Below are 17,996 nucleotides of genomic sequence, written 5' to 3'. Positions count from 1 at the left end.
GGTCAGGCTCCTCTCACGGCGAGGCGTTCGATCGCCGCCATCGGTACGGGCAACCAGTCGGGTCGATGCCGGGCCTCGTACAGCACCTCGTACACGGCGCGGTCGGTCTCATACGCACGCAGCAGGCCGTGCTTCTTGCGCGGGTCCCAGCCCGCGAGGGCGGCATAGCCCGCGCAGTAGGCCTCCCGGCAGCGGCGCGCCCACTCCGGACGCCACGGGCGGCGCTGCCGGGCGGCGTAGTCGAAGGAGCGCAGCATGCCGGCGATGTCCCGCACCGGCGAGTGCAGGCCGCGCCGTTCGGCGAGCGGGCGGGACGGTTCGCCCTCGAAGTCGATGACGAACCACTCCCGGCCGGCCCGCAGCACCTGTCCCAGGTGCAGGTCGCCGTGGATGCGCTGGGCGGGCGGCCCGGGGTCGCAGCTGGCGAGGGCGCCGAAGGCGGTGCGCAGTCCTGGGACGTAGGGCTGGAGCGCGGGGACGAAGTGCGCGGCGATCTCCAGGCGCTCGGTCATCGCCGCCGCCGTACGCCCGTTCTCGCCGTGGGCCCGGGAGGGGAAGGCCGAGGCCAGCGCCAGATGCACCTCCGCCGTCGCCCGCCCCAGCTGACGGGCCTCCGCCGTGAAGTCGCCGCCCGAGGCCAGCGCGTCCAGCGCGAGCGTCCAGCCGTCGGAGGCGTCCCGCAGGAACGGCTGCAGCACACCGAGCGTGGCCTCCCAGGGATGCGTCGTCCGGAACCAGGCCACCGGGGCCGGTACGCGACGGCAGCCCTGTTCGGCCAGCGCGCCGGACAGCTCCAGGTCGGGGTTGACGCCCGGCTGGATGCGCCGGAAGAGCTTCAGGATGTACGCGTCGCCGTACACCAGCGAGGAGTTGGACTGCTCGGCGTCCAGCAGCCGGGGCACGAGCCCGGCCGGCAGCGACATGGACGGGTCCGCCTCGAAACGCAGGGGCCCCGCCGTGCCGGGGTGCCGCAGCCGGTCCAGGAGCAACTGGGCCGAGCGGGGGTCCTGAAGCGCGTCGAAGACCGTCAGGCCGGCCAGCGGCCCCTCCTCGGCAATGCCGATGAGCGCCTTCCCCAGGCGCGGCGACAGATGCTGCCGTACGCCGAGCAGCAGCTGGTAGCAGTCGCCGGCCGGGGGAGCGCCGCCCGGTGCGGGCACCGCCGAGTGGCCGGCGTGCACCAGCAGATGCAGACAGCCCGGGAACAGCTCTGTCATCGACAGCAGCGCGAGGTCCGTGACGGGCCGGTCCTTGCCCGCGAACCAGCGCTGCCGTGGCAGCCATTCGCGCAGCAGCCCGGCGAGCGAGGCCATGGGGCTCGCGTCGACCGTACGGCTCGGTCGGGGAGATGCGGTCTTCTGCATGGTGACCCGTCCTTTCCTCGGCACACGCTCGAAGCTCACGCTCAAAGTCGTCTGCCGATGCGGGATGCGACTCGGGAGAGCCGGAACCAGTAGAAGCCGTGGCCCCCGAGGGTCAGCAGATACGGCAGCTCACCGATCGCCGGGAAACGGACCCCGCCGAACAGTTCGACCGGGTGGCGTCCGCTGAACTCGCGCAGGTCGAGCTCGGTGGGCTGCGCGAACCGCGCGAAGTTGTTCACGCACAGCACGAGGTCGTCCTCGTATTCGCGCAGGAAGGCGAGCACCGCCGGGTTGGAGGACTGGAGTTCCGTGTAGGAGCCGAGTCCGAAGGCCGGGTTCTGCTTGCGGATCTCGATCATGCGGCGGGTCCAGTGCAGGAGAGAGGACGGGGAGGCCATCGATGCCTCGACGTTCGTCACCTGGTAGCCGTAGACCGGGTCCATGATCGTGGGGAGGCAGAGGCGCCCCGGGTCGCAGGAGGAGAAGCCTGCGTTGCGGTCAGGGGTCCACTGCATGGGCGTGCGTACGGCGTCGCGGTCGCCGAGCCAGATGTTGTCGCCCATGCCGATCTCGTCGCCGTAATAGAGGATCGGGCTGCCCGGCAGGGCGAGCAGCAGGGCGGTGAACAGCTCGATCGAATGACGGTCGTTGTCGAGGAGCGGGGCGAGTCGCCTGCGGATGCCGATGTTGGCGCGCATGCGGGGGTCCTTGGCGTATTCCGCCCACATGTAGTCGCGCTCTTCGTCGGTGACCATTTCGAGGGTCAGCTCGTCGTGGTTGCGCAGGAAGATGCCCCACTGGCAGCCGGAGGGGATGGCCGGCGTCTTGGCGAGGATTTCCGAGACCGGGTAGCGGGATTCCCGCCGTACGGCCATGAAGATGCGGGGCATGACGGGGAAGTGGAAGGCCATGTGGCATTCGTCGCCACCGCTTGGGAAGTCGCCGAAATAGTCGACGACGTCTTCCGGCCACTGGTTCGCTTCCGCCAGCAGCACCGTGTCCGGGTACATCGCGTCGATCTCGCGGCGGACGCGCCTGAGGAACTCGTGGGTGGCGGGAAGGTTCTCGCAGTTCGTGCCCTCCTCCGCGTACAGATAGGGCACGGCATCGAGCCGGAAGCCGTCGATGCCGAGGTCCAGCCAGAAGCGGAGGGCGGCCAGGATTTCCTCCTGCACGGCCGGGTTCTCGTAGTTCAGGTCCGGCTGGTGGGAGAAGAAGCGGTGGAAGAAGTACTGCCCCCGGACCGGGTCGTACGTCCAGTTGGAGGGTTCGGTGTCGACGAAGATGATGCGGGCGTCGGCGTACTGCTTGTCGTCGTCGGCCCACATGTAGTAGTCGCCGTAGGGGCCGTCGGGGTCTTTCCTCGATTCCTGGAACCACGGGTGCTGGTCGCTGGTGTGGTTCATGACGAAGTCGATGATCACCCGCATGCCGCGCTGGTGGGCGGAGTCGACGAATTCGACGAAGTCGGCGAGGTCACCGAATTCGGGGAGCACGGACGTGTAGTCGGAGACGTCGTAGCCGCCGTCGCGCAGGGGTGATTTAAAGAAGGGTGGCAGCCACAGGCAGTCGACGCCGAGCCATTGCAGGTAGTCGAGTTTGGCGGTCAGGCCTTTGAGGTCGCCGACGCCGTCGCCGTTGCTGTCCTGGAAGGAGCGGACCAGGACCTCGTAGAAGACGGCGCGCTTGAACCAGTCCGGGTCACGATCCTTGGCAGGGGTGTCCTCGAAGGTGTCCAGCACGGGCTCGTTGACGGTCATGAGGCTCAAGACCCTCCGATCTGCGGTGGTGATGCCTGGACGTGGAGCACGTGCGCGGGGGCCCTGCCGGGCTCCAGACGTACGTAGTTGGTCCTGCCCCAGCGGTAGGTCTCACCCGTCAGTTCGTCGTGCACGGACAGGGAGGCATCCCAGTCCAGGCCGAGGTGCGGCATGTCCAACGAGACCGTGGCCTCCTGGGTGTGGTGAGGATCAAGGTTGGCGACCACCAGAACGGTGTCCGGACCCGTGCGTTTGCTGTACGCGATGAGCGCGTCGTTGTCGGTCTGGTGAAAGCGGAGGTTCCTGAGCCGGTGGAGGGCGGGGTGGCTCCTTCGGATGGCGTTGAGCTGGGTGATCAGGGGGGTGATGGTGCGGCCTTCGCGTTCGGCGGAGGCCCAGTCGCGGGGGCGCAGCTGGTACTTCTCCGAGTGGAGGTACTCCTCGCTGCCGTTGCGCAGGGGGGTGTTCTCGCACAGTTCGTAGCCGCTGTAGATGCCCCAGGTGGGGGAGAGGGTGGCGGCGAGGACGGCGCGGAGTTCGAAGGCGGGGCGGCCGCCGTGCTGGAGGAATTCGTGCAGGATGTCGGGGGTGTTGGCGAAGAAGTTCGGCCGCATGTAGGTGGCCGCCTCGCCGGACAGTTCGGTCAGGTACTCGGTGAGTTCCTGCTTGGTGTTGCGCCAGGTGAAGTAGGTGTAGGACTGCTGGAAGCCGATCTGGGCCAGGGTGTGCATCATCGCCGGGCGGGTGAACGCCTCCGCCAGGAAGATCACGTCCGGGTCGGTGCGGTTGATGTCGGCGATGACCCGCTGCCAGAACACGACCGGTTTGGTGTGCGGGTTGTCCACGCGGAAGATCCGCACGCCGTGGGCCATCCAGTGCCGCAGCACGCGCAGGGTCTCGGTGATCAGGCCGTCCAGGTCGGCGTCGAAGGCGATGGGGTAGATGTCCTGGTACTTCTTCGGCGGGTTCTCGGCGTAGGCGATGGTGCCGTCGGGGCGGTGGTGGAACCACTCGGGGTGTTTGTGCACCCAGGGGTGGTCGGGGGAGCACTGCAGGGCGAAGTCGAGGGCGATCTCCAGGCCGAGTTCGCCGGCCCGGGCCACGAAGTGGTCGAAGTCCTCGAGGGTGCCCAGGTCGGGGTGGATCGCGTCGTGGCCGCCCTCGGGGGAGCCGATCGCCCAGGGCACGCCGACGTCGTCGGGTCCGGCGGACAGGGTGTTGTTCGGGCCCTTGCGGAAGGTGGTGCCGATGGGGTGGATGGGCGGGAGGTAGACCACGTCGAAGCCCATCGCGGCGATCGCCGGCAGCCGGCGGGCGGCGGTGCGGAACGTGCCGTGGGGGTGTTCGGGGGTGCCTTCGGAGCGGGGGAAGAACTCGTACCAGGAGCCGTACAGGGCCCGCTCGCGCTCCACCAGCAGCGGCAGCGGATCCGACGCCGTGACCAGATCCCGCAACGGATACCGCCCCAACACCGCATCCACGTTCGCCGCGAACGCCGCCTCCAGCCGTGACACGGGCGGCAGCGAGTCGTCCCGCAACGCCTCCGCGGCCGCCAGCACGGTCGCCCGCCCCGCGTCATCGGGCACCGCGGCCGCCGCACGCTCGTACAGCTCGCCGCCCTCCTCCAGGACGAGTCCGACATCGATGCCCGCCGGAACCTTGATTCGGGCAGTGTGGCGCCACGTGGCCACCGGATCGCTCCAGGCCTCCACCTGGAAGGTCCAGCGGCCCACCGAGGACGGCGTCACCTTGGCGCCCCAGCGGTCGCTCCCCGGGGCCAGCTCGTGCATCGGCGTCCACGGGCCGGGACGGCCGTCCGGATCGGTCAGCACGACATTGGCGGCCACGGCGTCATGGCCCTCGCGGAACACGGTGGCGGTGACCTCGAAGGTCTCTCCCGCGACCGCCTTCGCCGGATGCCTGCCGCACTCCACGGCCGGCTGTACGTCCCGTACCGGGATGCGGCCGATCGTCCCGGTCCTGGTCCTGGTTCCGGTCTTCGTCTTGGTCCTGCCCATGGTTCACCTCCGCCGTGCTCGAGGCCGGGCACCAGGCCCGGCCGGGGGGTCGAAACTGCGCCGGAAGGTGACTACCTCCCGGCAAGGAAACGCCACCGCCGTGATCTCGGTGGGCCCCGCCGGATGGCGGTCAGATGGGGCCGCTCGTCCTGCTCCCGGAGGTAGGCCGCCGGGGTGATGCGCAGATAGCGTTCCGCCGCGTCCGCGGCCTCGCGCGCGCAGCGCTTTCCCATCAGCACGCACAGGGTGTACCCGGCGTCCTCGAAAGTGGCGCGCACCGTGTGGTCGGCAGGGGCCGCGAGCATGGCGCGTTCCCAGGCCCGATATCGCCGCAGTTGCCGAGCGACTTCGGCTTTGGCCGGTAGCAGCATGGCGCCGTTCACCTTCCGGGCTGCTCGATGGCGCGTCTCCCGACCGTCGGGCGGCACCCGTGCGCGCACACACGGGTTCCGTTACGGGCATCGAGGTCTTCACACATGGTGCACGGTTGACGACTCAGCGTCTTGTTGGAGCTTCAACCACCCCAGGTGTTTCCTCCTGTTGCACGAATGGCGTACCACCCCCACCCTGGAGTGACTCAGAAGCGATCGGCGCTCACGCTCCGTGCTCGGGGCCCGTCCCGCAGGGGCGAGGAGAGCGGGAGCTTTCGCGGTGAGGAGGTAACGACGGTGAAGACCGCAGTGCCCTGCTACTACCACCTCGACGTGGAAGTCAGCCCCGAACGGGTGGGACAGGTCAGCCGAATTCTGGCCGCTCACCTCAGGTACTGGGACCTGGAGACACTTGTCGAACCCGTCCGCCACGGCACGGAGATGCTGCTGCGGGCCATCGACGAGCACGCCAAGGACAAGAACACATCGATCGAGATGTGGTGGAACGGCCAGCACCTCATCACCGCCATCGGCGACAACGACCGTGCCCTGCGCCCCGACCACGAACTGCGCGCCTGTCTGCAGCACCTGGCCGCCATGAGCGACGGCTGGGGATGCTGCGCCACCGAGACCGGCAGCAAGATCATCTGGTTCTCGCAGCGCGCCCGCGCCGGCGAACGTGCCCCGCTCGTGCCCACGGCCCCCGCACCCAACCTGCGGGAGGCGCTTCAGGTGCCCCGTGAGGTGCCCGTCACCGCCGTCGCCGATGCGGCGGGCACCCGGGACGTCGTCCTGGAGGAGGCCCGGTGACCGTGCGCCGACGAGGCAAAGGGGTGCCGGCCTGGAGCGGGCACCCCTACCCCCTGGGAGCCGTCTACGACGGACAGGGCACGAACTTCGCCCTGTTCAGCGAGGTCGCCGAACGAGTCGAGCTGGTCCTCGTCGACGACAAGGACCGGCACAACACCGTCGAACTGACCGAGGTCGACGGCTTCGTGTGGCACGGCTATCTGCCCGGCGTCGGCCCGGGACAGCGCTACGGCTACCGGGTGCACGGCCCCTGGGACCCGGGCCTCGGCCACCGGTGCAATCCGGCGAAGGTGCTGCTCGACCCGTACAGCCGGGCGGTGGACGGCCGGGTGGACAACCACGCCTCCCTCTTCGAGCGCACCCCGGGCGCCCCGTCCCCGGCCGACAGTGCCGGGCACACCATGCTCGGCGTGGTGACCGACCCGCACTTCGACTGGGGCGACGACCGTCCGCTCGGGCGGCCGTACGCCGACACCGTGATCTACGAGGCGCACGTACGGGGCCTCACACGCACCCACCCCGACGTCCCGCCGGAGCTGCGCGGCACCTACGCCGGACTCGCGCACCCCGCGGTCGTCGAGCACCTCACGTCCCTCGGGGTGACCGCCGTCGAGCTGATGCCGGTGCACCAGTACGTCCAGGACGGCGTACTGCTCGACCGGGGCCTGTCCAACTACTGGGGCTACAACACGATCGGCTTCTTCGCACCGCACAACGCCTACGCCGCCCATGGCACCCGCGGCCAGCAGGTCGACGAGTTCAAGTCGATGGTGAAGGCGCTGCACGCGGGCGGCCTCGAAGTGATCCTCGACGTCGTCTACAACCACACCGCCGAGGGCAACGAGAGGGGCCCGACCCTCTCCTTCCGAGGCATCGACAACGCCTCGTACTACCGCCTGGTGGACGGCGACTGGGCGCACTACTACGACACGACCGGCACCGGCAACAGCCTGCTCATGCGCCACCCCTACGTGCTCCAGCTGATCATGGACTCGCTGCGCTACTGGGTCACCGAGATGCACGTGGACGGCTTCCGCTTCGACCTCGCGGCCACCCTCGCCCGCCAGTTCCACGAGGTGGACCGACTCTCGGCGTTCTTCGACCTCATCCAGCAGGACCCGGTGATCAGCAGGGTCAAGCTGATCGCCGAACCGTGGGACGTGGGGGAGGGCGGCTACCAGGTGGGCAACTTCCCGCCGCTGTGGTCGGAGTGGAACGGCAAGTACCGCGACGCCGTACGGGACTTCTGGCGCGGTGAGCCCGGTTCGCTCGGCGAGTTCGCCTCCCGGCTGACCGGCTCCTCCGACCTGTACGCACACAGCCGGCGCCGACCGCGCGCCAGCGTCAACTTCGTCACCGCGCACGACGGCTTCACCCTGCGCGACCTCGTCTCCTACAACGACAAGCACAACGAGGCCAACGGCGAGGGCAACCGGGACGGCGAGAGCCACAACCGCTCCTGGAACTGCGGCGTCGAGGGCGAGACCCACGACCCGGCCGTCCTGCGACTGCGCGCCCGCCAACAGCGCAACTTCCTGGCCACCCTGCTGCTCTCGCAGGGCATCCCCATGCTCGGCCACGGCGACGAACTCGGCCGCACCCAGCGCGGCAACAACAACGCCTACTGCCAGGACAACGAGGTCTCCTGGATCGACTGGCGGCTCACCGACGAGCAACGCGACCTCGCCGACTTCACCCGCTACGTCATCGCCCTGCGCGCCGCCCACCCCGTCCTGCGCCGCCGTCGCTTTTTCCAGGGCGAGACGCCGACCCACCCCGAACAGCCGCTGCCCGACCTGGTGTGGTTGCTCCCGGACGGCCGCGAGATGACCGACGAGGACTGGCAGCGCTCCGACGCCCACTCGGTCGCCGCCTTCCTCAACGGCGACGCCATCGCCGAACCCGACTGGTGCGGCGAGCCCGTCGTGGACGACTCCTTCCTGCTGCTGCTCAACAGCTACTGGGAGCCGGTGGAATTCCAACTGCCGAACGCCTCGTACGGCGACCGCTGGACGACATTGATCGACACGGCGGAACCACAGGGCACACCGGACGAGTCAGAGCACAAGGCAGGCACCGCCCTGCTCATCGAACGCCGCAGCCTGGTGCTCCTGTCGAGACCCTCGCGTGCAACGCCCTGAAGGGGGCGCGGGGGACTGCGCGACCAGCCGGTCGCGCCTTCACCGCTGATGGCGTGAAGTCACCGTGAACTGCGCCCCATCAGGATCCCGCAGCACAGCCTCCTCGCTCCCCTTCGACAACACACTGCCCCCATGCAGCTCAGCCGCCCGCGCACACCCCGCCACGTCACCCACGGCGAAGTGCACCTGCCAGTGCGGCCGAATCGTCGGATCCGGCGCAGCCTCCAACGCACCCGACACGATCCGCGCCACGACATCACCGCCGCTGCGCAGCACGACCTCCCCTCCCTCGTAGCGCACCTCACAGCAACCGGGCCGCTCCGTCGCCCAGTCGAGTACCTCGCCGTAGAACATCGCGGCGTCGAAGGCGTCGCGGGTGTGCAGGCGGATGAAGGTGGGCGCCGCGCGCCGCCAGGTCTCCCAGCTGGAGTGGAGTTCCCCCTCCCAGACACCGAAGGTCGCACCGTCCCGGTCGGCCAGCAGCGCCGCACGCCCGGGCGGTAGCGAGAGCGGTCCGACGGCCGATGTGCCGCCGCGCTCCTGCACGCGTCCCACGGCCTCGTCCGCGCTCGGCACGGCGAAATAAGGCGTCCAGGCCACGGCCATCTGCCACATCGTGGCGACCGCCGCGACCCCGGCCACCGGGATGCCGTCCGCCAGCGCGACCCAGAAGCGGTCGCCCAGCTTGGCGGGCCGCCAGCGCCAGCCCAGCACGGCCGAGTAGAACTCGTGGGTCGCCTCGAGATCGCGGCTGGTCAGGCTCACCCAGCAGGGTGCCCCGTACACGGAGTGTGTGGACACGACATCGGTCGTGCTCCTGGGATTTCTCGCATCGTCGTTCATGGCAGTCGCGTCCTGGTCTCGCGCGACCGGCGGCCACCGGTCTCCTCCCAGTGTCCAGCCGGATCCGCTCCGGGGCCTGTCGAGTTACCCCCGGCGTGGCACCGAAACAGCCGAGGCCGCCCCTCCGCTTCACTGGCACACGACCGGCGAAACGGAGAGGATGGAGGCGTGGCACCGCTACCGCACGAGCCCGCGGACGAGACCGACCGGATCCTCGAGCTGCAAGAGGAAGTCGACCAGCTCAAGGAGGCGGTCGTCTCGCACGCCGTCGTGGACCAGGCGATCGGCATGGTCGTCGCACTGGGCCGTGTGTCGCCGGACCAGGGGTGGGCCGTGCTGAAGGAAGTGTCCCAGCACACGAACATCAAGCTCCGGCAGGTCGCGGAGCTGATCCTCCGCTGGGGCCGGAACGGGGAGATGCCGCCCGAAATCAGCGCCGAGCTCGAAGAGGCCCTGGAGCGTTACGGCCCGACGCAGATTCCGGGGTCGGCCCAGGAGTGAGTCACCCCTTCGGGCTCATCGGTTCGGGTTCACCGGGCCTCCGCGAGCATTTCGTCGCGCAGGTGGGCGAAGCAGCCGCTGAGCAGCCGGGAGACGTGCATCTGCGAGATGCCGAGCTGCTGCGCGATCCGGCTCTGGGTCATCCCGCCGAAGAAGCGCAGGTAGAGGATGGTCCGCTCACGCTCCGGCAGCCGCTGCAGGCACGGCTTGACGGTCACCCGGTCCACGACCACGTCGTACGCCGGATCCGGACCGCCGAGCGCGTCGCCCAGCGCGTAACCGTCCGTGCCGGGCATCTCCGCCTCCAGCGACAGCGCGGAGAAGCACTCCAGGGCCTCCATCCCGCTGCGGACCTCGCTCTCGCTCAGATGCGCGTGCTCGGCGATCTCGGCAACGGTGGGCGCGCGGCCGGGTGTCTGCTGCGACAGCTCCTTCGCCGAGCTCCGCACCCGGTTCCGCAGGTCCTGGACCCGGCGCGGCACGTGCAGCGTCCACATGTGGTCGCGGAAGTGCCGCTTGATCTCGCCGGTGATGGTGGGCACCGCGTAGGCCTCGAAGGCGTGGCCGCGTGCCGGGTCGTAGTGGTCGACGGCCTTCACCAGTCCCAGGGCGGCGACCTGGTAGAGGTCCTCGAGGGATTCGCCGCGCCCCTTGAACCGGACGGCGATCCGCTCGGCCATGGGCAACCAGGCCTGAACCAGCTCGTCCCTGAGGGCCTTGCGTTCCGGCCCGTCGGGCAGTTCCACGAGCCGGTCGAACGCTTCCGCGGTGTCGGGGGCGTCGTCGTGCGGATGCTGCTTCGTTCTGGTGGTGGCACTCATCCGTGCGCACCTCCTCCGCAGGTGCTGACTGGACAGACACCGTGGGAGGGGCGGATCGGGATCTCAGGAGGACACTCCGGAGCCCGGTGGGCCGGCTCCCACGGACGTGCCTCCTGTCCGAAGCACATATGGGTGAATTCCCCCCGAAAGGGGAACTGAAACAAATTTCGTGAATGCGACTTCGTGTTGTCGCCGAGTGACTGTGTGTTTGCGCGGAAACGGGTCGTCGTCGAGGCGGGACACATGGTGTCGTACGAGATCGGCGCGCCGCTTGCGCCACTCGCCGAGCCGGGCTTCGACCACGGGGGTGGGCAGCAGGCGCGCGGCGCGCCGGTCGGCCCGGTCCGTCTCACGGACCAGACAGCCCTGCCGGGCCAGCTGCTTGACCGGCGTCGACACCGAATTGCCCGCCAGGTACAGCTCCTTGGCCGCGTCCGAGATCCCGACGCCGGGCCGCTCCACGACCAGCCGCAACAGCTCCACCTCGGCACCGCGCAGCCGCGGGGCGGGCACCTCCCGCCGCAGCCTGCACCGGATCACTGCCCGAGGCGATCGGGGCACACTGCGCGAGGAGGCGGAGCGAGCATGACGCGAGACGTCGCCGAGGCGGTGACCTGCACCGGGCTCGCCTACTCCTTCGGTGAGACCAACGCGGTCGACGGACTCGACCTGACGGTACGGGAGGGCGAGGCCTTCGGGCTGCTCGGCCCCAACGGCGCCGGAAAGACCACGGCCATCCGGCAGGATCCGCGTCTTCGAGTACGACGCCGCGGACGACCGTATGGCCGTACGGCGCCTGCTCGGCTACGTCCCGCAGCAGCTGTCCGCCGATGCGAGTCTCGCCGGGCGCGAGAGCGTCGCCTTGTTGGCCCGCGTCTTCGACGTGCCCCGTCGCCAGAGTGCCGAACGGGTCGGCTAGGCGTTGGCCGCGGTCGGCCTCACCGACGCCGCCGACCGGCTCGCCGGCACCTACTCCGGCGGCATGGTCCGCCCGCTCGAACTCGCCCAGGCCCTGGTCAGCGCGCCCGGCTCACATCGGCGCCGTCCGCGCCGCCACCGGCACGACGGTGCTGGTCACCACGCTCCCCCAGAGGGGGTACACCCAACATGGACGAGGCCGACCAGTACAGCGACCAGGTCGGCCTGATGCAGCGCGGCCGCATCCGGGCCCTCGGCACCCAGACCGAGCTCAGGGAGGGGCTCGGCGCGCGCAGGCGTGCCGAGGGGGCGGCCGACAGCGACCCGGTGCCCACGCTGGAGGACGTCTTCCGCGACATCGCCGGCAGCCGACTCGACGAGAGTTCAGGAGACTTCCGCGATGTCCGAAGCGCCCGCCGCACCGCACGTTGCGTCGGCTGACCGGGACCGCGCCGACGGCATCGACCTGCTGCTGCGGCCGCCCGAACCCCGCCCCGGCTGGCGACTGCTGCCCGCCCGCGTCCTGGCGATGTGCGCCGTGGAGCTGCAGAAGCTGCGCCACGACCGCACCGAGCTCTACACCCGCGCGATCCAGGTCGCCCTCTGGCTGCTGATCTTCGGCCAGACCTTCACCCGGCTCCGAGCGATCCGGCATCCAGATCATCTGGGAGTGCGACGACGGCGTCCTCAACAAGCTCCCGGTCACCCCGACCCCGCGCTCGGCCCTGATCATCGGCAAGGCGTTCGCGGCCGGGGTGAAGTCCCTGGTCCAAGCCGTCGTCGTCCTCGGATCGGCGTTCTTCTCCTGCCTGTCGATCACCATCACCGGCATCGTCCTCAACCGCGACCGGCTGATGGGCTTCGGCCAGGCCATCACGATGCCGCTGATCTTCGGCTCCGACGCCCTCCACCCGCTGTCGGTGATGCCGGGCTCGCTCCAAGCGGTCAGCAAGGCCAACCCGATCAGCTACCAGGTCGACTCCCTGCGCGGCCTCCTCCTCGGCACCCCGGCCCACCTCGCGCTCGGCATCGCCGCTGCCTCCTCGCTGCTGGGCCGGCTGGCTCGCTGATCTTGGTGCGGAACGTGATGTGCGGCACGTGGCCGAACTCGGCCGCGGAGCCAGAAAGCGGATTCTTCCTGCCCACGGCTTGATCGGTGATCAAGGGGGCGAATGGGCTGGCCACAGCGCATTCTGCTCATTTGACAGTGCACTCAGCGCAAAGATAGGAAGCAGCTCTCTGGGTCGAGAGGTGGATTGTGTACGAGCCGAACGTGGTCGGGGACTGGCACGAGTACGACGAGCATGCCGGTCTGCGTGTCCGCGTCCACGGCCTGGAGGCCGCCGAGCCGCCGCGTGGACGGGACGACGCCGCCGAAGGGCTGACGTACTTCAGAGTCCGCGTCACCGTCGAGAACCGCGGCGAGAGGCACCTCGGCATCCATCTCGAGGACGGTCAGATCGACGTGCGGATCGGCCGCGACGGCGAGGCCGCGTTCATCGACTGGCGCAACTCGCAGTTCATCGAGGGCTTCGACGTCTACCCGCTGCGCCGGGCCACCGCCGTGCTGTACGCGGCGGGCCCGGAGGCGAGCCTGAGCCAGGTCGATGTGCAGATCCAGCTGCGCGTCGAGGAGGAGTGGGCGGACCGTCGGCTGTGGACCGGCGGCCTCGGCCTGCAGGAGAACTCGGTCGGCGCCCACGCCGCCACTCTGCGCGACGGCCTCGCGCTCCAGGTGAGCAACTTCCTGCGGGACCAGGCCGAAGAGGGCACCGCCTGACACGGAGCGCTACGGCGCGGGGCGTCACGGTGTGGGGCGTCGCCCGACGCGGGAGCGCCCTGCGGGCCCGATGTCTCAGTGCGGGATGCCGTCGATGATCTCCCGTGCTCCCTGACGCAGCAGCGCGACCGCCACCGACGTACCGAGCGTGGCCGGGTCGAGTCGACCCGCCCACTCGTGGGCGTTCAGCCGTGTCTTGCCGTCCGGGGTGAACACACAGGCCCGCAGGGACAGTTCGCCGCTGCGGTCCACGCGCGCGTACCCGGCGATCGGGCTGTTGCAGTGCCCCTGCAGGACGTGCAGGAACATGCGCTCGGCGGTGGCCTCCCGGTAGGTGTCCGGGTCGCCGAGGCCGCTGACCGCGTCGATGAGCGCGGTGTCGCCCTCCCGGCACTGCAGCGCGAGGATGCCCGCGCCGATCGGCGGCATCATCGTCTCGGGGGAGAGGACCTCGCTGATCACGTCAGGGCGGCCGATGCGCTCGAGGCCGGCCACCGCCAGCAACAGCGCGTCCGCCTCGCCGGCGGCCAGCTTCTCCAGCCGCCGGTTGGCGTTGCCGCGGAACGGCACGCACTGAAGATGCGGGTGGGTGGCGGCCAGTTGGGCGACGCGGCGCACCGAGGAGGTGCCGATCCGGGTCCCGGCCGGCAGCTCGTCCAGCGTCAGCCCGTCGGGATGGATGAGGGCGTCCCGGACGTCGTCCCGCTTCAGGAACGCGGCGAACGTCGTCCCCGCGGGCAGCGGCCGGTCGGCGGGGATGTCCTTGACGCAGTGCACGGCGAGATCGGCCTCGCCTGCCAGCAGCGCGGCGTCCACCTCCTTGGTGAACGCCCCCTTGCCCTCGACCTGGGACAGATCGCCCATCCACTTGTCGCCGGTCGTCTTCACCGGCACGACCTCGGTGCGCACGCCGGGGTGAAGGACCGCCAACTCGGCGCGGACACGCTCCACTTGGGCGAGCGCCATGGGCGAGTCACGGGAGACGATACGGATCAGTTCAGGGACGGACATGCGGACACGATAGACCGTCACAACCCCGCGTCCGTACGGTACCGCCCCATTCCCGCCCGGCCCTTGCCGCCCGCCGCGCCCTTGTCGCCCGCCCCGGCCTCGCCGCCCGTGCGCACCGGCCAGGTCAGAACCGCCGGCGCCGCCGCTGTCAGCAGTCCCCCGACCAGGAACGTGCCGCGCACCCCGACCACGGGCAGCAGGAAGCCCCCGAGCAGCGCACCGGCGGCGATGCCCACGTTGTAGGCGGCCGAGTTGGCCGCGAGGGCGGTCTCCGTGCGACCCGGCGCCACCTGGAGGACCCGGCTCTGCGTCGCCATGAAGATGGTCGCGACTGAGGCACCGAGCAGCATGATCAGCACGACGCTCACCGCCGGGACGTGTCCCGTCGCGTACAGACCGAGCAGCGCCACCGCCTGGACCGCCACCGGCACGGCCAGCGTGGCCCGCGGAAAGCGGTCGAGAAGTGGCCCGGTCACGGTGACCCCGGCCAGCGCCGCCGCACCGAACGCGAACAGCACCCCGCTCACCGCGCCCCCGCCCAGGCCGCTCACCTCGTCGAGGAAGGCGACGACGTAGGTGAACCCGGCGAAGAAGCCCGTCACCGACAGGGTGGTGACGATCAGCACGACGTAGAACCTGCGCCGGTCGGGGACGGCTCCGTACGCGCTGTGGCCGTCCTCCGGGCGGGACGACGGCAGCAGGACGCCGATGGTCACGAGCGAGACGAGCGCGAGCACGCCGAGCAGCGCGAAGGGTGTACGCCAGCCGGTGTGCCCGCCCAGCCAGGTCCCGGCCGGCACCCCGGCCACCGTGGCCAGGGAACCGCCGACGGACAGCAGCCCGATGATCCGCCCTCGCCGCTCGGGCGGAAACAGCCCCACCGCGACCGGCCCCATCACAGCCCAGAACAACGCCTGCGCCATCGCGGTCGCCACCCGCGCCGCCAGCAGCAGCCCGTACGGCACGCCTCCCAGTGCCGACACCCCACTGGCCACGGCGAGCAGGCCCAGCAGTCCCGCGAGCAGATACCGGCGTGGCAGGGCACGGGTGGCATGGGCGAGGGGCAGTGACACAACGGCCACGGTCAGGCCGTACCCGGTCACCAGGGCGCCCACGGAGGCCGGCGAAACGCGCAGGTCGTCCGCCATGAGCGCGAGCAGGCCGACCGGCAGGTTCTCCGTAGTGTTGAAGGTGAACGCCGCCAGCATCAGCGCCGCGACGACGGCGGCACGCCGCCAGGGTGCCGGACGTACGGTGCCCATCCATCCGCCTTTCCGACAGGGGGAGTCGGGGCAAGCGTGCCGGTCCGAGGTGGGCGCCTCTACTCTTTCGGTTCAGGACGAATCGCTGCTCACGACGGGGGTCGCCATGCCGCTCGCCCTGCACCTCGGCACCGACGACCTCACGCGCTGCCGGTTCGCGATCTCGCCGCTGTGCCAGACCCACGAAGCGCTGCGCATGCTCCGCCGGCCCGCCCGGCACGGCTATCACCAGGGCTGGCTGCGCCGCATGCGCCGTACGGTCGCGGGCCTCGACCTGGCACCGCTGTGGCTGTTCATCCCACCGGTCGGCGGCTACACCCCGGACTTCCTGGGCCCGCCGCCGCAGGAGCCGTATCCCTCGATCGAGGACGAGTTGGCGCGCATGCGCGCCACCGACCCCGACCTGGCCCACGCGGAGATGGCCCGCTCGCTCGACTGCACCCCCGGACTCGCCGAGTCACCCCAGGGGCGCGCCGCGCTCGACGACCCCGCCGGCACCGTCCGGCGCCTGGCCGACCTCACCGAACGGGCCTGGTACGCCCTGCTCGCCCCGGACTGGCCGCGCCATCGCGCCGTTCTCGAGGCGGACATCGCGCACCGCTCGCGCGGCGCGGCGGACGGTGGGCTCGACGTGCTGCTCGCCGGACTGCATCCAGCCGTCAACTGGGCCGGCCACACCCTCACGCTGCGCGAGTACGGCGATGTGCCGGACGCCCAACGCCCCGACGGCAGAGGCGTGTTGCTCATGCCGAGCGTGTTCGTGTGGCCGGACGTGGTGAGCGGCTTCGCCCGGCCCTGGCAGCCGACGCTCATCTACCCCGCCCGCGGCATGGGCCGCCTGCACACCGCGCCGGCACCGCGCCCGGCGCAGGCGCTGGCCCGGCTGCTCGGCCACCAGCGCGCCGCCGTCCTCGCCGGCCTCACCACCCCGTCGTCGACGACGGACCTGGCCCGCCGCCATGGCCTCGCCCCGTCGACCGTGTCGTCCCACCTCTCGGTCCTGCGGGAGGCCGGCCTGCTGGAGTCCCGGCGCCAGGGCCACTACGTCCTGTACGGGCGAACGGCCCTGGGCGACGCGCTCGTCGACGGGGACGTCAGGCGGGCGGCCGGCTGATTTCGACCGCCCGCAGGGTTGCCGCGAGGGCGGGTCCAGTGGTGCCCAGGGGGCGATGCGCGTTGTCGACGCTGTGGCGGCAGTCCGACCGTGCAGCACAGCTCTGCCCGGCATCGGCCCGCTGCTGGGTGCCGAGTTACTTGCCGCGACCGGCACCGACCTTGCGGGCTTCGCCGGCCCGGACCGGCTGGCAGCATTCGCCGGCCTGGCGCCGGCACCGAACGATTCCGGGAGGCGCAATGGCAACGTGACCGCAAGCGTGCTGAGGAGGGCCCTGATCCGAAACCGGCGCCCCAGCGAAGTGGCTCCGCCCCAGCCGATCGGCTAGTCCCGGCGATCATCCGACCGCCACAACCACCGCATGGCATCGGGGAGCAGGACTCCACCGTGGTTGGGACTGTGGCCGCCGTCGCCCAAGACGAGGCGGAAGTCGTACCCGGCTTCCGCGAGCGCGGCCGCGACGCGCAAGTTGCCGGCGAGCCAGTTCGCTTCGGGCTCGTTCCAGCGCAGGTCACGATGGCCCGCTTGCAGGAAGATGCGCAGCGGCTTGCGGGGAACGCCGGGGATCAGTTCGGGGTAGGGGTTGCCGCCTGGCATCTGCGTGAAGCTGGACAGATACCCGATGACGCGGCGGAACTTGTCCGGGCGCAGCCACGCTGCGGTAAAGGCGCAGTTGCCGCCACTGCTGCCACCACAGATGCCCCACCGGTCAGGGTTCTCGACGATCGTGTACCGCTGCGCGACCTCAGGGATGATCTCGTCCAGGAGGAAACTGACGTACCGGTCGTCGAACGCGTCGTACTCGGTGTTGCGGTTCTTCGGGTCCTCGGCGTCGGGGAAGACGCCGGGGTCGACGAACACGCCGATGGTGACCGGGATGTCGCCACGGTGGACGAGGTTGTCCAGGACGATCGCGCCGCGGACCTCTCCTTCGGGGTCCAGGTACCACCATCCGTCCTGGAACACCATCAGCGACGCCGACTGTGCGGGGTCGTACCGGGCGGGCACATGAACCCAGAACTTCCGGGACGTGCCCGGGTAGATCGCGCTGTCGTTCCAGCCGAACTCGATTGTCTCGCCGACAGGCACGCCAGGCTGGACAGCCGAGTCGGGGCCGTGGGCGTAGCGAACGTCCGACTGGTCGACCGGGAGGGACTGGTAGGGCACCTCGATCGTCACGCGGGCCAACCTAGGAGAGATCACGAGCCCTCTCAAAGGGGTTTGGTGCCGAGCGGCCAGACACGAGCCTCATCGGCGTCCGGCTCGGTGCCGAGTGCTGACT

15 protein-coding genes and 3 pseudogenes are annotated in these 17,996 nt (G+C 70.3%); 8 read left to right on the top strand and 10 right to left on the bottom strand.

Features of this window, described 5'->3' with window-relative positions; translation table 11 throughout:
- Positions 1–2: 2 nt before the first annotated feature.
- The 4 genes from EHO50_RS10325 to EHO50_RS10310 form a co-directional block, all read right to left on the bottom strand.
- Positions 3–1,364 (bottom strand): maltokinase N-terminal cap-like domain-containing protein, encoded by a 1,362-nt coding sequence (locus tag EHO50_RS10325; protein WP_128429584.1) that lies wholly within the window; start codon positions 1,362–1,364, stop codon positions 3–5.
- Positions 1,365–1,405: 41 nt separating this feature from the next.
- Complete coding sequence (gene treS, locus EHO50_RS10320; RefSeq protein WP_128429583.1) at positions 1,406–3,124, bottom strand: maltose alpha-D-glucosyltransferase; 1,719 nt, start codon at positions 3,122–3,124, stop codon at positions 1,406–1,408.
- Between the two features lie 5 nt (positions 3,125–3,129).
- Complete coding sequence (locus EHO50_RS10315; protein ID WP_128429582.1) at positions 3,130–5,142, bottom strand: alpha-1,4-glucan--maltose-1-phosphate maltosyltransferase; 2,013 nt, start codon at positions 5,140–5,142, stop codon at positions 3,130–3,132.
- Between the two features lie 71 nt (positions 5,143–5,213).
- Positions 5,214–5,513, bottom strand: coding sequence for a DUF5133 domain-containing protein (locus tag EHO50_RS10310; protein ID WP_128429581.1), 300 nt, complete (start codon positions 5,511–5,513; stop codon positions 5,214–5,216).
- A gap of 297 nt (positions 5,514–5,810) precedes the next feature.
- On the opposite strand from EHO50_RS10310, the gene EHO50_RS10305 reads away from it, so the two are divergent.
- Positions 5,811–6,323 carry a pep a2 gene (locus tag EHO50_RS10305; protein WP_128429580.1) on the top strand — a complete coding sequence of 171 codons (513 nt, stop codon included), beginning with the start codon at positions 5,811–5,813 and terminating at the stop codon, positions 6,321–6,323.
- Positions 6,320–8,464: a glycogen debranching protein GlgX gene (gene glgX, locus EHO50_RS10300; protein WP_128429579.1), complete on the top strand. Its 2,145-nt coding sequence runs from the start codon at positions 6,320–6,322 to the stop codon at positions 8,462–8,464. The genes EHO50_RS10305 and glgX overlap by 4 nt, the downstream gene beginning before the upstream one ends.
- 39 nt (positions 8,465–8,503) lie before the next feature.
- Here the strand turns inward: glgX and EHO50_RS10295 are convergent, their stop codons facing one another.
- On the bottom strand, positions 8,504–9,307 hold the full coding sequence (locus tag EHO50_RS10295; RefSeq protein WP_128429578.1) for a VOC family protein: 804 nt from the start codon (positions 9,305–9,307) through the stop codon (positions 8,504–8,506).
- A 168-nt stretch (positions 9,308–9,475) separates the two neighbouring features.
- On the opposite strand from EHO50_RS10295, the gene EHO50_RS10290 reads away from it, so the two are divergent.
- Positions 9,476–9,808: an ANTAR domain-containing protein gene (locus EHO50_RS10290; RefSeq protein WP_128429577.1), complete on the top strand. Its 333-nt coding sequence runs from the start codon at positions 9,476–9,478 to the stop codon at positions 9,806–9,808.
- Positions 9,809–9,837: 29 nt separating this feature from the next.
- Here EHO50_RS10290 and EHO50_RS10285 read toward each other — a convergent pair whose 3' ends face one another.
- Positions 9,838–10,629, bottom strand: a complete 792-nt coding sequence (locus EHO50_RS10285; protein ID WP_128429576.1) for an RNA polymerase sigma factor SigF — start codon at positions 10,627–10,629, stop codon at positions 9,838–9,840.
- A 63-nt stretch (positions 10,630–10,692) separates the two neighbouring features.
- Positions 10,693–11,169: a MarR family winged helix-turn-helix transcriptional regulator gene (locus EHO50_RS10280; RefSeq protein ID WP_246101103.1), complete on the bottom strand. Its 477-nt coding sequence runs from the start codon at positions 11,167–11,169 to the stop codon at positions 10,693–10,695.
- Between the two features lie 45 nt (positions 11,170–11,214).
- On the opposite strand from EHO50_RS10280, the pseudogene EHO50_RS10275 reads away from it, so the two are divergent.
- The 3 genes and pseudogenes from EHO50_RS10275 (at position 11,215) to EHO50_RS10265 (ending at position 13,327) form a co-directional block, all read left to right on the top strand.
- Positions 11,215–11,988 (top strand): annotated as a pseudogene (locus EHO50_RS10275) (ATP-binding cassette domain-containing protein).
- Positions 11,948–12,617, top strand: a pseudogene (locus tag EHO50_RS10270) (ABC transporter permease). The pseudogenes EHO50_RS10275 and EHO50_RS10270 overlap by 41 nt, the downstream one beginning before the upstream one ends.
- Positions 12,618–12,805: 188 nt before the next feature.
- Complete coding sequence (locus tag EHO50_RS10265) at positions 12,806–13,327, top strand: hypothetical protein (protein ID WP_128429575.1); 522 nt, start codon at positions 12,806–12,808, stop codon at positions 13,325–13,327.
- Between the two features lie 75 nt (positions 13,328–13,402).
- Here the strand turns inward: EHO50_RS10265 and hemC are convergent, their stop codons facing one another.
- Positions 13,403–14,338 carry a hydroxymethylbilane synthase gene (hemC, locus tag EHO50_RS10260; RefSeq protein WP_128429574.1) on the bottom strand — a complete coding sequence of 312 codons (936 nt, stop codon included), beginning with the start codon at positions 14,336–14,338 and terminating at the stop codon, positions 13,403–13,405.
- Positions 14,339–14,355: 17 nt separating this feature from the next.
- Positions 14,356–15,600, bottom strand: a complete 1,245-nt coding sequence (locus EHO50_RS10255; protein WP_181449592.1) for an MFS transporter — start codon at positions 15,598–15,600, stop codon at positions 14,356–14,358.
- Between the two features lie 106 nt (positions 15,601–15,706).
- Here EHO50_RS10255 and EHO50_RS10250 point away from each other — a divergent pair, with 106 nt between their 5' ends.
- Both EHO50_RS10250 and EHO50_RS10245 read left to right on the top strand, forming a co-directional pair.
- Positions 15,707–16,714 (top strand): ArsR/SmtB family transcription factor, encoded by a 1,008-nt coding sequence (locus EHO50_RS10250; RefSeq protein WP_128429573.1) that lies wholly within the window; start codon positions 15,707–15,709, stop codon positions 16,712–16,714.
- A gap of 100 nt (positions 16,715–16,814) precedes the next feature.
- A pseudogene (locus EHO50_RS10245) lies at positions 16,815–17,042 on the top strand (transposase); the annotation flags it as partial.
- Here the strand turns inward: EHO50_RS10245 and EHO50_RS10240 are convergent.
- The gene (locus EHO50_RS10240; RefSeq protein ID WP_128429572.1) at positions 17,039–17,893 is read right to left on the bottom strand and encodes an alpha/beta hydrolase; all 855 of its coding nucleotides are present in this window, start codon (positions 17,891–17,893) and stop codon (positions 17,039–17,041) included. The pseudogene EHO50_RS10245 and the gene EHO50_RS10240 sit on opposite strands and share 4 nt — an antisense overlap.
- Positions 17,894–17,996: the final 103 nt, after the last annotated feature.

Source organism: Streptomyces cyaneus (genome assembly GCF_004028635.1).
Classification (GTDB): Bacteria; Actinomycetota; Actinomycetes; order Streptomycetales; family Streptomycetaceae; genus Streptomyces; species Streptomyces cyaneus.
This window is presented reverse-complemented; position numbering and strand designations above follow the sequence as displayed.

Bases quoted from the DNA above. Each gene is read 5' to 3' on its own strand.
- EHO50_RS10325 (WP_128429584.1), bottom strand. From the start codon at position 1,364: ATGCAGAAGACCGCATCTCCCCGACCGAGCCGTACGGTCGACGCGAGC.
- treS (WP_128429583.1), bottom strand. From the start codon at position 3,124: ATGACCGTCAACGAGCCCGTGCTGGACACCTTCGAGGACACCCCTGCC.
- EHO50_RS10315 (WP_128429582.1), bottom strand. From the start codon at position 5,142: ATGGGCAGGACCAAGACGAAGACCGGAACCAGGACCAGGACCGGGACG.
- EHO50_RS10310 (WP_128429581.1), bottom strand. From the start codon at position 5,513: ATGCTGCTACCGGCCAAAGCCGAAGTCGCTCGGCAACTGCGGCGATAT.
- EHO50_RS10295 (WP_128429578.1), bottom strand. From the start codon at position 9,307: ATGAACGACGATGCGAGAAATCCCAGGAGCACGACCGATGTCGTGTCC.
- EHO50_RS10285 (WP_128429576.1), bottom strand. From the start codon at position 10,629: ATGAGTGCCACCACCAGAACGAAGCAGCATCCGCACGACGACGCCCCC.
- hemC (WP_128429574.1), bottom strand. From the start codon at position 14,338: ATGTCCGTCCCTGAACTGATCCGTATCGTCTCCCGTGACTCGCCCATG.
- EHO50_RS10255 (WP_181449592.1), bottom strand. From the start codon at position 15,600: ATGGGCACCGTACGTCCGGCACCCTGGCGGCGTGCCGCCGTCGTCGCG.
- EHO50_RS10250 (WP_128429573.1), top strand. From the start codon at position 15,707: ATGCCGCTCGCCCTGCACCTCGGCACCGACGACCTCACGCGCTGCCGG.